The 15921-nt window shown below is 62.3% G+C and carries 6 protein-coding genes; 4 read left to right on the top strand and 2 right to left on the bottom strand.

Going from position 1 to position 15921, the window contains the following annotated elements; genetic code table 11:
* Positions 1-2480, bottom strand: a 2480-nt coding sequence (locus tag IF803_RS32465) for a hypothetical protein (RefSeq protein ID WP_461194892.1), incomplete at its 3' end; no start/stop codon positions are given.
* A 405-nt stretch (positions 2481-2885) separates the two neighbouring features.
* Here IF803_RS32465 and IF803_RS32460 point away from each other — a divergent pair.
* Positions 2886-5027: a type I secretion system permease/ATPase gene (locus IF803_RS32460; protein ID WP_080687063.1), complete on the top strand. Its 2142-nt coding sequence runs from the start codon at positions 2886-2888 to the stop codon at positions 5025-5027.
* The gene (locus IF803_RS32455; RefSeq protein WP_461194891.1) at positions 5011-6423 is read left to right on the top strand and encodes an HlyD family type I secretion periplasmic adaptor subunit; all 1413 of its coding nucleotides are present in this window, start codon (positions 5011-5013) and stop codon (positions 6421-6423) included. Before IF803_RS32460 ends, IF803_RS32455 begins: the two co-directional genes overlap by 17 nt.
* Positions 6424-6442: 19 nt before the next feature.
* On the opposite strand, the gene IF803_RS32450 is transcribed toward IF803_RS32455, so the two are convergent.
* Positions 6443-7246: an FkbM family methyltransferase gene (locus tag IF803_RS32450; protein WP_028345427.1), complete on the bottom strand. Its 804-nt coding sequence runs from the start codon at positions 7244-7246 to the stop codon at positions 6443-6445.
* A gap of 143 nt (positions 7247-7389) precedes the next feature.
* Here IF803_RS32450 and IF803_RS32445 point away from each other — a divergent pair, with 143 nt between their 5' ends.
* A complete protein-coding gene (locus tag IF803_RS32445) occupies positions 7390-8700 on the top strand; it encodes an autotransporter strand-loop-strand O-heptosyltransferase (RefSeq protein WP_461194890.1) in 1311 nt (436 codons plus the stop codon).
* Between the two features lie 39 nt (positions 8701-8739).
* The gene (locus tag IF803_RS32440) at positions 8740-15771 is read left to right on the top strand and encodes a beta strand repeat-containing protein (protein WP_461194889.1); all 7032 of its coding nucleotides are present in this window, start codon (positions 8740-8742) and stop codon (positions 15769-15771) included.
* Positions 15772-15921 lie beyond the last annotated feature (150 nt).

Genomic DNA, 15921 nt, shown 5'->3' with positions numbered 1-15921 from the left:
GAGTCCCAGAACTGATAGTTGGTCATCGCATCGCTGTCGCCGTCGCTGACCGTGAACAGGCTTGCCGCCGCGATATCCCGGCCATGGGTGGCGGTCATATCCGACGCGCTGGCCACAGGAGCATGGTCGATCGGCGCGTTGACGTGAAACTCCTTCCAGTTGCTCCATGTGATGCCATCAAAGGCCCGCACCCAGAGGTCGTCAGACCCCGAGCCGCTCTGGAATGACATACCGGCCAGTTGCGCCGCGCTCACATCGATGCTCTGGCCGGTGGGCTGTATGACGCCGCCCACGACAAAATGCCCGCTGGCAGGATCGGCGGTCGAGTCCCAGAACTGATAGTTGGTCATCGCATCGCTGTCGCCGTCGCTGACCGTGAACAGGCTTGCCGCCGCGATATCCTGGCCATGGGTGGCGGTCATATCCGACGCGCTCGCCACAGGAGCATGGTCGATCGGCGCGTTGACGTGGAACTCTTTCCAGGCCCCCCATGTCGTACCGTCATTGGCTCGCGCCCAGAGATCATCCGAGCCGGAGCCGGTCTGGAACGAGGTGTTGGTGAATTGAGCGGCCGTCACATCGATGGCTATGTTGGAAGCCTGCGCTACTCCGCCGATCACCCAATGGCCGCTGGCGGGATCGGTCGTTGAATCCCAAACCTGATAGCCGACGATCGTATCTGAATCGGCGTCGGTTACACTGAAGAGACTCGATGCGGCGATGTTCTGGTTGTGGATGGCCGACACGTCGGTTGCGATGACCACCGGCGGATGGTTCGGGTACGGAACCGCCATGAACGAGACCCATGCCCCCCACTGAATTCCATCGTAAGCCCTGACCCAGAGCTGGTCGGAAGCTGAGCCGAATTGGTAGCTCGTCTGGGCAAACTGCGCGGGAGTGAGATCGATCTCCGTATTGGTGGCCTGAACGACACCGTTCACGACCCATGCGCCGTTGCCATTGCTGTCCCAAAGCGCGTATCGGGTGATCGTATCGAGATCCGGGTCGGTGGCGGTAATCAGACTCGAGGCCGCGACCGACGTTTGTCCGTGTACTGCTGCGATGTTTGATGCGTGAACAACTGGAGCGAGATCCGGACCTGGCGTGGCGTTGAAACGAACCCACGCGCCCCAAAGATATCCATCATATGCCCGGACCCAGAGCGTGTCTGAGGCTGTGCCGAACATATAACTCACTTGCGAGATGTTGGCCGCCGAGACGTCGATTTCGGCATTGGTGGCTTGCGCGACACCATTGATGGCCCAATGCCCGTGGCCCTCGGTGTCCCACAACGCATACTGGGTGATCCCGTCGCCATCCGCGTCGCTCGCTGAGAACAGTCCCGATCCAGCCACCGAGAGCTGTCCGTGCGTGCCGGTCACGTTGGTGGCCGTGACCGTTGGGGCGCGATCGGCCGGAGAAATCACGAAGGATTTCCAGTCGCTCCACAAATAGCCGTCGAAAGCTCTGATCCACAGCGTGTCCGAGCCGGGTCCGGCCTGGTAATTCGTTTGAGCCAGCTGCGAAGCACTGATGTCGATCTCGGTGTTGGTGCTTTGGACTGTTCCGTTCACCGTCCAGTGACCGTAGCCGTTGCTGTCCCACAGGGCATATTGGGTAATGCTATCGCCCGCGGCCATGTTCACCGAGAACAGTGACGAGGCCGAGAAAACCTGATTTCGAGCCGCGGTCTGATCGGCAGCCGTTACGACCGGTGTCGTCCGGATGCTGTATCCGAGATCCTTCAGAACTCCGATGTCCAGGTTGGAGATCGCGTACTGGTAATTGCCGTAGAAGACGATTCCGTTCATCAGGTCCAGCGTGAGCGGATCCTGAACGGTCGAGGGGCTGGCGTAGAGGTCGGATTGCTGATTGCCAAAGTGGTAGTAGTTCTGGGTGGTGCTGTTCGTGGTCAAAGGCACCGGGCCGCCGTAAGCGGCCTCGGCATTTGCACCGACAAAGTAAGCGCCATATGCAGTCTTTTGAATCAGAGTGTCGAACGTTGACTCATAGCTGCCGGCCAGTTGGCCGCTCTGGTCGTACCAGCCCACCATGCCGAAACCATGCATGAGCTCATGGAGAAAAACGTTGATCGGATTGATTACGTTTCCAGGGACCTGACTGGAGTAGGTCAGACCATAATCCAGGTCGATGTACTGGAAATAGCCCGGATCGATGTTGATGGTGATGTCGCTTGTCGTTCCCGGGACATGCTGTCCGGTGGTCAGCTCGTACTGGCTGGATGGCTCATACACGGCGAGCCCGCCGCTTGTGCCGATGTAGTAGCTGGAGGTAGGCCCGCCATCGGCACGGCCGACGGCGGTCGGCAGGATGTTGAGTGACACAACCAGAGTGCCAATGCCCAGGATATATTGCTGCCAAATGTTGAGGGCCTGCTCAAGATCGTAAACGAGAGACGCGTCAGCGGATCCGCCGACGTTCGACGGATCGTTCAATGTTACTGAATAATTCCAGGGCATCTCGGTCGGGCTCTCAATCTATGGTAGCACGGGCGTAATAAGTGACATTCAACTGACTGCCGCGGTGTAGTCAACAGACGCGAAGGGGCCGGCGCCGACGCGGCATCCGTGCCGCTCTCCGTAAGACTACGGACCTCGGTCCGATTTCGAATGACTCCGCGAAGGGTTCCTCGATCGGCATGATCGAGTTCGCGAATCCGGCGCCGCCGTTCATAACGCCAATTGCATCTCGCCGGAGAGCCATAGTACTCTGGCTGTCATATTCATCTGCTGCTCTTTGGTTCGCTGCGAACAGTCAGTTTGCACTGACGGCGAGGTTGTAAGGGCGGGGGCAGGGCGCGCTTACGGCAATCTCGGCTCATTCGACTGCAGTCAATTTCAGCTACTCAACAGATTAATCGCGAAATGATTGAAACGCGGAGCGGCAGCACAGCAGACAGCGGGATAGTTGCACTCGTGATGTTGCTGCGTTTTCACGGTATCCCGGCCGATGTCGACCAGATTCGTCATCAATTCGGGAATGGCTCGTTCGGAACGCCGGAGATGCTGCGCTACGCGCGCTCGACCGGCGTCAAGGCCCGCGAGGTGACCAGCAACTGGTTGAGGCTGGAGAAGGTCCCGCTTCCTGCCATTGCCCTGTTGCGCGACGGCGGCCATCTGATCCTTGCCAAGGTGGGCGCAGACAAGATCCTCGTTCAGTCACCCCTGTCAGAGCGCCCGGAGTTGATCACGAGGGCCGAACTGGAGGCGGTGTGGGCCGGCCGGCTGATCCTGGTGAGCCGCCGGGCGGGACTGGTCAACCTTGCCCGTCGCTTTGATTTGTCATGGTTTCTGGGAGCCATTCATAAATATCGCTACCATTTCCTGGAGGTGTTGATCGCCTCCTTTTTCTTGCAGCTGTTTGCGCTGGTGTCGCCGCTGTTTTTCCAGGTGGTGATCGACAAGGTCCTCGTTAATCACACGCTCAGTACGCTCGATGTGCTCGCGGTGGGTTTGATAGGCATTGCGGTTTTTGAGACGGCCCTCGGCATATTGCGGACATACCTGTTCTCTCACGTGACGAACAGGATCGACGTCGAGCTGGGAGCCCGCCTGTTCCGGCACCTCATCGGACTTCCGATCGCCTACTTTCAGGCGCGCCGGGTTGGCGACTCGGTTGCGCGGGTCCGCGAGCTCGAGAACATTCGCAACTTCCTGACCGGATCGGCCCTGACGGTGGTGATCGATCTGTTCTTCACCGCAGTTTTCATCGCGGTGATGTTCGTCTACTCGCCGATCCTGACCTGGATCGTCCTTGGATCCTTCCCGCTTTATGTCGGTATCTCGGCCGGCGCGACGCCGCTGTTCCGTCAGCGGCTGGACACCAAATTCGAGCGCGGCGCCGAAAACCAGGCCTTTCTTGTCGAGAGCGTGACGGGTGTCGAGACGATCAAGGCCATGGCGCTCGAACCGCAGATGCAGCGCCGCTGGGAGGAGCAGCTTGCCGAGTACGTTGCCGCGAGCTTCCGCGTGCTCAGCCTGGCGAATGTTGCGAGCCAATCAGTTCAGTTCGTGAGCAAGCTCGTCACCGCGGTGATCCTTTACGCCGGTGCCAAGCTTGTGATCGACGGCAGCCTCACGGTGGGCGAGCTGATCGCCTTCAACATGTTCTCCTCGCGCGTCAGCGCTCCTGTTCTGAGGCTGGCGCAGCTCTGGCAGGACTTCCATCAGGCCAGGCTCTCGGTCGCGCGGCTGGGCGATATCCTGAACACCCCGGCGGAGCAGACGTTCAATCCCGGTCGCGCGGTGCCGCCTCCCATCAAGGGCCAGGTCACACTCGAGCACGTATCCTTCCGATATCGTGTGGATGGGCCGGAAGTGCTGCACGACATCAACATCAACATTCCCGCCGGCCAGGTCGTCGGCATCGTCGGTCCGTCCGGCTCAGGCAAGAGCACCTTCACGAAGCTGGTCCAGCGCCTTTACGTCCCGGAAAAGGGCAGGGTTCTTGTCGATGGCGTCGATCTTGCGATGGTCGATCCGGCGTGGCTGCGTCGCCAGGTCGGCGTCGTCCTGCAAGAGAACGTGCTGTTCAATCGCAGCGTACGGGAAAACATTGCGCTCGCCGACCCGGCCGCGCCGATGCAGCAGGTGATCGCGGCGGCCCAGCTTGCGGGAGCTCATGAGTTCATTCTGGAGCTGCCGGAAGGCTACGACACCGTCGTAGGCGAGCGCGGCAACAGCCTGTCAGGCGGGCAGCGGCAGCGTATCGCGATCGCGCGGGCCCTTATCACCGACCCGCGCATCCTGATCTTCGACGAAGCGACCAGCTCGCTGGACTATGAAAGCGAAAGGGTCATTCAGGACAATATGAACCGGATCGTGAAGGGGCGAACGGTCTTTGTCATTGCGCATCGTCTGTCCGCGGTCAGGCGCACCGATCGAATCATCACCATCGATCGCGGGCGGCTGGTCGAACAGGGATCCCACGAGGAGCTGCTAAGCACAGGCGGAAGATACGCGTCACTGTACCGGTTGCAGGCGGGGATCCATGAAGTCGGCTCGTGAAGCGCTCCCGGCCGGGGGTAAATCGAGGGACGAACTGGCTTTCCTGCCGGCCGCCCTCGAAATCGTCGAGACGCCGCCATCTCCGACGGCCAGACTTACAGGCGTCTTGATTGCCGCGTTGTTCTGTTGCGCGGTCGCGTGGGCCGGTCTCGGCAAGATCGACATCGTTGCCTCTGCGTCGGGAAAGATCGTGCCGGGCGATCGTGTCAAGCTGGTTCAGCCGCTCGAAATCGGCGTGGTCCGGGCCATTCACGTTCGCGACGGCCAGACCGTCAAAGCGGGCGAGGTTCTGATCGAGCTGGATCCGACGAGCAATCAGGCGGAGCTTCAGCACCTGAAAAACGATCTTCTCTCGTCATTGCTGGACATTTCGCGCACGCGCTCCGCACTCGACGGAAACACCAGCGCGCTGGACGGGGCGCCGGACGACACGCCGCCCGCCTTGATTAAAATGCACCTGGAGTTCTTGCGGAGTCAGGATTCGGAGCAGCGCGCCAAGCTGTCGGAACTGGACCGGCAACGGGTCCAGAAGGTCGCGGAGACCAGGACAATCGAGGCCGGCATCGCGAAGATTGATGCTTTGCTTCCGGTGCTGCAGGAGCGGGTCGGGGTTCGCAAGTACTTGGCCGACAGGGAGTACGGTTCAAAGCTGCAATATTTGTCGGAGCTCCAGGAGCTCGTTGGGCTGCAGCAGGACATCCTGGTGCAGCGGAGCAAGCTCGAGGAGGCCAATGCAGCCGTGGCGGCCCTCGATGAGACGCGCGCCAAGCTTGTCTCGGAATACCGCCACCGCTTGTACGATGATCTGGCCAAGGCGACGCAGAAGGCCGGCAGCCTCAAGGATGAGGTGGCCAAGGCCGAGCACCGGACGAACCTTCAGAAGCTTGCGGCGCCCATCGATGGCGTGGTGCAGCAATTGGCCGTGCATACGGTCGGCGGGGTCGTAACTCCCGCCCAGACGCTCGCCGTGGTGGTGCCGAGCGATAGCCAGATTGAAATCGAAGCGATGGTTTCGAACCGCGACATCGGCTTTGTGCACCCGGGTCAGGACGCCGAGATCAAGGTCGAGACCTTCAACTTCACGCGTTACGGCCTGCTGCACGGCAGGATCGTCAGCGTCTCGCGCGATTCTGTCTCCCGGGACAGGTCGCGGGACTCTGCCCGCGAGACGAATGGCGGAGGGACGGAAGAAAGCAGCGAGCCAAAGGGCCAGGCGCCGGCGTATATCGCGCATGTCTCGATTGACCGGACCAAGATGATCATCGACGACAAGGAGATCAGTCTTTCGCCAGGGATGGCCGTCACCGTCCAAATCCGGACGGGCGCCCGCAGCGTCATGAGCTATTTGCTGTCGCCGATCATGCGCTACCGGCAGGATGCTCTCCGAGAGCGGTGAAAGCCGGCAGGTCGCCCCGTCATGACGGGGTCCGGGATTCCACGTGGCTCAAGCTTGGATCGGATTCGTGTATCGCAAGGCAGTTTTGCCCGGCGTCGTACGTCCGATATCCAAGGCCGTTCAGCCTGCGAACGAGCTCAGCCTTGTCGGTCTTGATGAATTCGGCGTGGATGACGGGGCGATGCTGCTGGATCGTTGCGCCGGCCCCTTCCAGCACCTTCAACTCCATCCCTTCGACGTCGATCTTGATCAGATCGCAGCGGCTCAGCTTCAGGGAGTCCAGGGTGACCATCGCCGTTTCGGTGCCGGTGGTCTCGGAGTAATCGATCGTCTGGCCGATTTGCTCCGTACCCGGGCGTCGCGTCACCTCCAGGCTCCCGAAGCTGGCAGGCTCCTGGTGGCTTAAGGTCGGCACCCGGGTTTTCCCGGTTTCCGACGAAATAACTGCGTGTATGGCTCTCGCATTAAAGCAGTTGTTGATCGCGATGTTGCCGGCAAGCGCATAATAGACCCGCTCCTGCGCTTCGATGGCGAGGACCGAGCCCCAGCCGTCCATATGCTTGGACCATTCGATGGTGTGAACGCCGATGTTTGCCCCGCAGTCGATCGCGACGACGCCATCGCCCCGATAGGTTCTTCGCAGTGCAAGAAGGCCCTTCGTCAACTCGATTTCGGTGGCGTCGAACGCACCGTGCTCGAGGATTTGGATCCCGACTCCAAAGGTGTGCTCGCCCGCCGTGTGGTAGTCCAGCCGGTTTACGATCAGCGGGCCGTGCGCTGACGCTGCGATGACGAATGGGACCTTACTGGGGTTGCGGCTCATCGTTTGTGTTTCTTTGTGTCTGCGTTGTGGAAGCGGCCGGGAGAGGTGCTCGCTAAGGTTTTCGTCCGTTGACGCGGTTGTCAATCTCGCTTACCTTCCGTCTACTTTTTAAGCTTATTTATATTTCAGGGCAGGGGATATTCGTGAATGCTATTGCCGTCGCGCCGGCGATCGGGCTGAAGCGCTCGATTGACCATGTGACTGACCAACCCAAAGTAATCGTTGATCGTTCGACCAGCGCCGTACCTGCCAAGTCGGAAGCCGTTGCGCCGGATGCCGAGGCGCCCAAGCGTGCCTATCCGGCAGCGGCCGAACTTCCCACCCAAGTCGGTCCGAAGGGACTGCGATTCGATTTCAACGACGGCGCCCGGGTCGTCTGTCCGGAAGCCGACGGCCCTTGGCGCGTGCGTCTTTGGGACGCCGAGACCGGCAATGTTCTCTTCGAGACGCAGTTCGCGGGCGGACGCGTCAACAGCTCAAAGCGCTACTACATTCGTTTCCGTATCGAGGTCTTGCAGGGCGAGGATGTCATTTTCTCGCATGAGTACAACGCGATGGATCGTCAGGTCCTCATACAGCTTCCGGTCGGCACTCTGGGCGACACGATCGGCTGGTTTCCCTATGTGGAGAAGTTCAAGCAAGCTCACAATTGCAGGCTGACCTGTGCGATGGCGGAGAAGCTGATTCCGCTGTTTCGCGATGCGTATCCGGAGATCAACTTCGTCACGCATGAGGAGATTCAAACCGACCGGTACTACGCCACGTACAGTGTCGGGTTGTTTTTCGACGACAAGAATTTCGTCTACCAGCCGTGCGACTTCCGTTTTGTGGGGCTGCACCGGACCGCCGGATACATCCTCGGCGTCGATCCGACCGAGGTGGCGCCGCGCATCTCACTGGCCGATGATCAAAGGCCCATCGCCGAGCCTTATGTCTGCATCGCCGTCCAGAGCACCACGCAATGCAAGTACTGGAATAACCCGAACGGCTGGCGCGAGCTGACCAGCTTTCTCAAGCAAGCCGGCTATCGCGTGATCTGCATCGATCAGAAGCCGACGCACGGCCACGAGCTGGTATGGAATCACATTCCCAACGGCGCGGAGGACTGGACCGGTGACCGCCCGATTCAGGAGCGGGCGAACCTGCTCAAGCACGCGGCGTTTTTCGTCGGCCTTTCCAGCGGGCTTGCATGGCTGGCCTGGGCGGCCGGCACTCCGGTCGTGATGATCTCGGGATTCACGCATCCGACAAATGAATTTGCTACGCCCTATCGGGTCATCAACTATCACGCGTGCAACAGCTGCTGGAACGATCCGGCGGTTCGATTCGACCACAAGGATTTCTTTTGGTGTCCCCGCCACAAGGGGACGCCGCGTCAGTTCGAATGCACAAGGCTGATCACCGTGGATCACGTCAAATCGGTGATCAGAACGATTCCTGGATTTAAGCTTTAGCCATTTTCAAGCACTGATTTTTTTGGGGGGAGCGCTGCCATGAGCACAACGTTTGTAAGCTCGGGTGTTACCAGCTCAGGACTGATCGAAACGGGGTCCAATATTCTCGAGGTCCTCAACGGGGGCCATGCGGTCACGACGACGCTGAGTAGCGGTGGCCAGCTTCTGGTCGACGCCGGCGGCTACGCGGTGGGGACCACGATTTCCAGTGGCGGCACCGCCACGATCAGTGCGGGCGGCGGGGCCGATCGTCTCGCCGTTTCGAGCGGCGGCACTCTAAACGTGGCCGGCACGGTCAACAGCTTCACCGCTGTGTTCACCGGCGGTGTCGAGAACATCGAGGCCGGCGGGTTCATCTCTGGTGCAGTCGGATCCGGAACGGGAATTTCGGGCGGCACCGTCAACGTGCTGGCGGGCGGCTCAGCCAGCTATCTCAGCGTGTCCAGTGGCGGCATCTTCAACGTAGCCGGCACGACACTCAGCATGATTGGGGTGCGTGACGGCGGCGTCGAAAACGTGCTGTCGGGTGGTTTCATTTCGGGCGCGACCAGCTCGGGTACCGGCGTTTCCGCCGGCGGCATATTGAACCTTCAGGCCGGCGGGTCCGCCGTCCATGTTGGCGTTTCCAGCGGCGGCACGTTCAACGTTGCCGGCCGTGTGCTGAGTAACGTTGCCATCTATGCCGGCGGCGTCGAGAACGTGCTGTCGGGTGGCTCGATCTCCGGAGCGAGCGGATCCGGGACCGGCGTTTCGGGCGGTACGCTGAACCTTTCGGCTGGCGGCACGGCGGCCTATGTCGGCGTCTCGGCCGGCGGTGTCTTCAACGTCGCCGGTACGGTGCTGAGTTCTGTCGGCGTGTATAGCGGCGGCGTCGAGAACGTGCTGTCGGGCGGCGTGGTCCAGGGTGTGTCCGGAGGCTTCGGCACTGCGATCTCCGGCGGCACGGTGAACGTGCAGGCGGGCGGGTCCGCGACCGCAATGTTCGTCTATGCCGGCGGTGCGCTGAACGACAGCGGCGTCGTCACCAACCAGTTCGTGCTCAGCGGCGGCGTGGAAACCGTTTCGTCCGGTGGTCTCGCGTCGGGTGCACAGATTTCGGCCGGCGGTCTGCTCGACGTTCTCGCCGGGGGCTCGGCGACGGGTATCGGCGATGCCGGAAGGGTCGTCATCGAAGCCGGCGCCACCGCCGACCACATCCTGGTTTCGTCCGGCGGCGTGCTCAGCGTCGGCGGCACCATTACCAGCAATACCGGCGTGTTGGCCGGCGGCGTTGAGACTGTCTTGTCCGGCGGGCTCATCTCTGGTGCGGCCGGGTCCGGAACGGGAATTTCGGGCGGCACGATCAACCTGCAGGCCGGCGGATCCGCCTTCTACGTCGGCGTTTCGAGCGGCGGCACGTTCAACGTGTCCGGTTACGTGGGTGCAGGGTCCGTATACAACGGAGGCGTGGAAACCGTTTATTCGGGTGGGCTGATCTCGGGTGGCGCTGGAATCGGAACAGGGGTCTCGGCCGGCGGCACACTGACCGTACTCGCGGGCGGATCGGCCGCATGGGTGGGCGTTTCGAGTGGCGGCATTTTCAACGTGTCCGGCACCTTCCTCAACAATGGCGGCGTCTATGCCGGCGGCGTGGAGAACGTCTATTCGGGTGGTGTTGTCACCGGCGTCACCAGCTCGGGGACGGGTATATCCGGCGGCACCGTCAACGTATTTGGCGGCGGCGCGCTGGATCACGCGACGGTTTCCAGCGGCGGCGTTCTGAACGTCTCTGCCGGTGGCACGGCGCACCACCTGACGGTGTCGGGCGGCGGCACCATGAATGTCAGAGGCACGACCACCAGCAACGTGCTGGTCACGGACGGTGGTGTCGAGAACGTGTTTTCCGGCGGGCTGATCTCCGGAACTTCCGGCTCCGGCACCGTCATTTCCTCCGGCGGCATCGTGAACCTGCAGGCCGGTGGTGCTGCGGCTTATCTAACCGTTTCGAGCGGTGGCACGTTCAATGTGTCGGGTACCGTGCTCAGCAATGTGACCGTTTCTGCCGGCGGCGTTGAGAACGTCTTCTCGGGTGGCGTTGTCGGCGGCGCGTCAGGCTCCGGGACGTCCATTTCCGGCGGCACACTCAACGTCCTTGCGGGCGGCTCGCTCGCTCACGTGACGGCCTGGAGCGGTGGCAATCTGAACGTCTCCGCCGGCGGCACCGCGCACAACATCACGGTGTCGAGCGGCGGCATCATGAACGTTGCAGGCACCATCACCAGCAACACGTTGATCATGGACAGCGGCGTGGAGAACGTGCTGTCCGGCGGACTGATCACCGGCTCGACGAGTGGCGGCGCGACCACCGTTTCCGCTGGAGGCGTATTGAACGTTCTGGCCGGCGGCTCGGCGGCGTTCGTCGGCGTGTCCAGCGGCGGTACCTTCAATGTCGCGGGCAATGTGCTGAGCAATACAGCAGTCTTTAGCGGTGGCATCGAAAACGTCTTGTCCGGGGGATCGATCTCGGGGGCGAGCGGATCCGGGACCGGGGTTTCGGGCGGCACCTTGAACTTGTCGGCTGGCGCCACGGCTTCCTTTGTCGGCGTGTATAACGGCGGCATCTTCAATGTTGCGGGCACCGTGCTGAGAAATAACGGCGTCAATGCCGGCGGTGTCGAGAACGTGCTGTCCGGTGGGCTGATCACCGGAGCCATCAGCTCCGGGACCGGCGTTAACTCAGGCGGCGTACTGAACGTCCAGGCCGGCGGCTCGGCGGCGTTCGTCGCCGTTTCGAGCGGCGGCACGCTCAACGTGTCGGGCACCGTGCTCAGCACGGTCGGCGTCTATGCCGGCGGCGTTGAGAACGTATTCTCGGGTGGCGTCGTCACCGGCGCATCGGGCTCCGGCACGGGTATAGCCGGCGGCACGGTCAACGTATTCTCGGGCGCTGCGCTGGCCTACGCGGGGGTATCCAGCGGCGGCGTCTTGAATGTTTCCGCCGGCGCTACGGTGCACGACGTCGGGGTGTCGAGCGGCGGCACGTTCAACGTTGCCGGCGCGGTGACCAGCCACGTCGCGGTATTTGCCGGCGGCACCGAGATCGTATCGTCGGGCGGCTCCACGGGACCGGTCATCATTTCCGGCGGCTTGCTCGAATTGCAGGCCGGCAGCGTTGCGAGCGGCGGCATCACCTTCAGCGGCTCGGGCGGGCAGCTCAAGATCGATGGCGCGTCGATATCCACCACCATCAGCGGGCTGGTGCTGGGCGACAGCATCGATCTGGCAGGCCTCAATTTCGTATCCGGCGGGTCGGCGACCTTGCTCCCGGGCAATATCCTGCATGTCACGGAGGGGGCTTCCACCTTCGACCTGCAGCTCGATCAGACGCCCGGCGTGCGGTTCGGCGTCAGCGCGGATGCCGGCACCGGCACGCTGATCACGGCGCGTGCCGATAGCGCGCCGGTCACGTCCGCGTCCAACATACAGGCGAGCCTGGGCCAGAGTTTTGTAGCGGCGACCAGCCTCTTCACCGTGTCGGACGCCGACGGCGATACGATCACCCAATACGCGTTCTGGGACACCGAGGGTAACGGACATTGGGCCATCAACGGTGCCACCCAGGCAACCAACGCCGAGATCGATGTGTCCGCGGCGAACCTGTCACAGGTCAGCTACGTATTTGGTCCAACTGGATCGACGGATTCCCTCTACGTCCGCGCCAATGACGGTACGGTCTGGGGCGGCTGGACCAAATTTACGGCAACGGCATTTGCGGACACCGCACCGACCGTGAACGCAAGCAACGTCACTGCGGCGCACGGTCAGACATCGGTTGCCGCATCGAGCCTGTTCACGGTGTCCGATCCGGATCCCGATACGATGACCCAGTTTGCCTTCTGGGACACCGGCGGAAACGGCCACTGGGTGGTGAATGGTGCCGCCCAGGCCGCCGGCGTCGAGATCGATGTTCCGGCGTCGCAGCTGTCGCAGGTGAGCTACGTCTTCGGGCCGACAGGGTCAGCCCCTGACACGCTGTATATCAGGGCGAATGACGGAACGTTGTGGGGAGGTTGGAAGGCGTTCACGGCAACGCCGGGACCCGATCGCGCTCCGGTTGTCACAGCGCCGAACCTGACGGGAATCCACCTGCAGCAGTCGGTTTCCGCGACCAGCATCTTTACGGCCACGGATCCCGACGGCGATACGATCACCCAGTACGCCCTCTGGGACACCGGTGGCAACGGCCACTGGGTGGTGAACGGTGTTGCCCAGGCTGCCAACACCGAGATCGATGTCTCTGCAGCGCAGCTGTCGCAGGTGAGCTATGTGTTCGGCCCAGGCGGCTCAGCGCCCGATACGCTCTATGTGCGGGCCAGCGACGGAATGTTGTGGGGAGCGTGGACGGCATTCACGGCAACGCCGGGACCGGACGTTGCGCCGGTCGTCACGGCATCGAACGTGACCGCGCTCCATGGGCAGACATCGGCGCTCGCCTCGAACCTGTTCTCGGTGTCGGATAGCGAGAATGATACGATCACCCAGTATGCCTTCTGGGATACTGGAGGAAACGGCCACTGGGTGGTGAACGGGGTCGCGCAGTCCGCCGGCGTCGAGATCGACGTTGCGGCGGCGAACCTGTCGCAGGTGAGTTACGTGTTCGGTCCCGGCGGCTCGACGCCTGATACGCTCTACGTGCGGGCGAAGGACGCCGGATCTGCGTGGAGCACCTGGACAGCGTTCACAGCCACACCGGGGGACGACATTGCTCCGGTCGTCACGGCATCGAACGTGACCGCGCTTCATGGGCAGACGTCGGCGCTCGCCACGAACCTGTTCACGGTGTCGGACAACGAGCACGATACGATCACCCAGTACGCCTTCTGGGACACCGGAGGAAACGGCCACTGGGTGGTGAATGGTGTCGCCCAGTCCGCCGGCGTCGAGATCGACGTTGCGGCGGCGAACCTGTCGCAGGTGAGCTACGTGTTCGGCCCGGGCGGCTCGACGCCCGATACGCTCTACGTGCGCGCCAATGACGGCTCGAAGTGGAGCACCTGGACCGCGTTCACAGCTACACCGGGGGACGACATTGCTCCGGTCGTCACCGCATCGAACGTGACCGCGCTCCATGGGCAGACGTCGGCGCTCGCCTCGAACCTGTTCTCGGTCTCGGACAACGAGAACGATACGATCACCCAATACGCCTTCTGGGATACCGGCGGAAACGGCCACTGGGTGGTGAACGGTGTCGCCCAGTCCGCCGGCGTCGAGATCGACGTTGCGGCGGCGAACCTGTCGCAGGTGAGCTACGTGTTCGGACCGGGCGGCTCGACGCCCGATACGCTCTACGTGCGCGCCAATGACGGCTCGAAGTGGAGCACCTGGACAGCGTTCACGGCAACGCCGGGACCCGACATTGCTCCGGTCGTGACGGCATCGAACGTGACCGCGCTCCATGGGCAGACGTCGGCGCTCGCCTCGAACCTGTTCTCGGTGTCGGACAACGAGAACGATACGATCACCCAATACGCCTTCTGGGATACCGGAGGAAACGGCCACTGGGTGGTGAATGGCGTCGCCCAATCCGCCGGCGTCGAGATCGACGTTGCGGCGGCGAACCTGTCGCAGGTGAGCTATGTGTTCGGCCCCGGCGGCTCGACGCCCGATACGCTCTACGTGCGCGCCAATGACGGCTCGAAGTGGAGCACCTGGACCGCGTTCACGGCAACGCCGGGACCGGACGTTGCTCCGGTCGTCACCGCATCGAACGTGACGGCGCTCCATGGGCAGACGTCGGCGCTCGCCTCGAACCTGTTCTCGGTCTCGGACAACGAGAACGATACGATCACCCAGTACGCCTTCTGGGACACCGGCGGAAACGGCCACTGGGTGGTGAATGGCGTTGCCCAGGCCGCCAACACCGAGATCGACGTAAGCGCGGCGAACCTGTCGCAGGTGAGCTATGTGTTCGGCCCCGGCGGTTCGACGCCCGATACGCTCTGGGTGCGAGCCAATGACGGCAGCATGTGGGGAGCCTGGAAGAGCTTCACCGCAACGCCGGGACCCGACACTGCCCCGGTCGTTACCGCATCGAATGCAAACGTAACCGGAATTCACGACCATTCGATCGCGGCCTCGAGCCTGTTCTCGGTGTCGGATAGCGAGAACGATACGATCACCCAATACGCCTTCTGGGATACCGGAGGAAACGGCCATTGGGTTGTGAATGGCGTCGCCCAGGCCGCCAACACCGAGATCGATGTGAGCGCGGCGAACCTGTCACAGGTGAGCTACGTGTTCGGACCCGGTGGCTCGCCATCGGATACGCTCTGGGTGCGGGCCAATGACGGCAGCATGTGGAGTTCCTGGACGAGCTTCACGGCCACCGCAACGAACCAGGCGCCGACAGTCGCGGTCTCGAACGTCACGACGGTCTCGGGGCAGGTCTTCGCGGCTTCGAGCCTGGTCAGCGCGACGGACGCGGATGGCGATACCGTAACGAAATATGCGTTGTGGGATTCCAACACGAACGGGCGTTGGAACGTCAACGGAGTGAACCAGTTTGCGAATACGGAGATCGACGTCACTTCGGCACAACTTGCCCAGACGACCTATCAGGCCGGCTCCGGCACCGACCAACTCTGGATCCGGGCGTATGATGGCAGTGCGTGGGGTGTCTGGCAGCCATTCAACGTAACGGGAGAGAGCCCCAGCAGCGCCACCATCGCAGCGGGCACGACCCTGGAATTGACGGGGGCTTCGAACGCCGCCGTTACGTTCCTGGGCAGCACGGGGACGCTGAAGCTCGACAATTCCGCGAGCTTCACCGGAACTGTCGCCGGGATGTCCGGTTCGGACACGATCGACTTCGCGAATATCAACTTCGCGACCGTTCAGACGCCGACCTTCAGCGGTGACAGCACGCACGGAACGCTCACGGTGACGGACGGTACTGTCACCGCCAGTATTGCGCTGCTGGGCAACTACATGGCTTCCACATTCACGGCCTCGAGCGACGGCCATGGCGGTACCTCGGTTGTCGATCCACCGGCGATGCAAGTCAGTCAGCTTGCGCAGCCGCAGCATGCGTAAGGGCTTGAGATAGGGCGGCTGTGGAGGGCCTGTTGCGGGCCCTCCGCAACCAAAATCGCTCAGCCGGCAAAGATGAAAAGGCCCGCCTCCTGGCGGGCCTTTTTTTACCTTGCAGCGCTTCCGGGATGCCGCGCAGTTGCCCAGCGCCTG

This window comes from Bradyrhizobium sp. UFLA06-06 (assembly GCF_054820065.1).
This window is presented reverse-complemented; position numbering and strand designations above follow the sequence as displayed.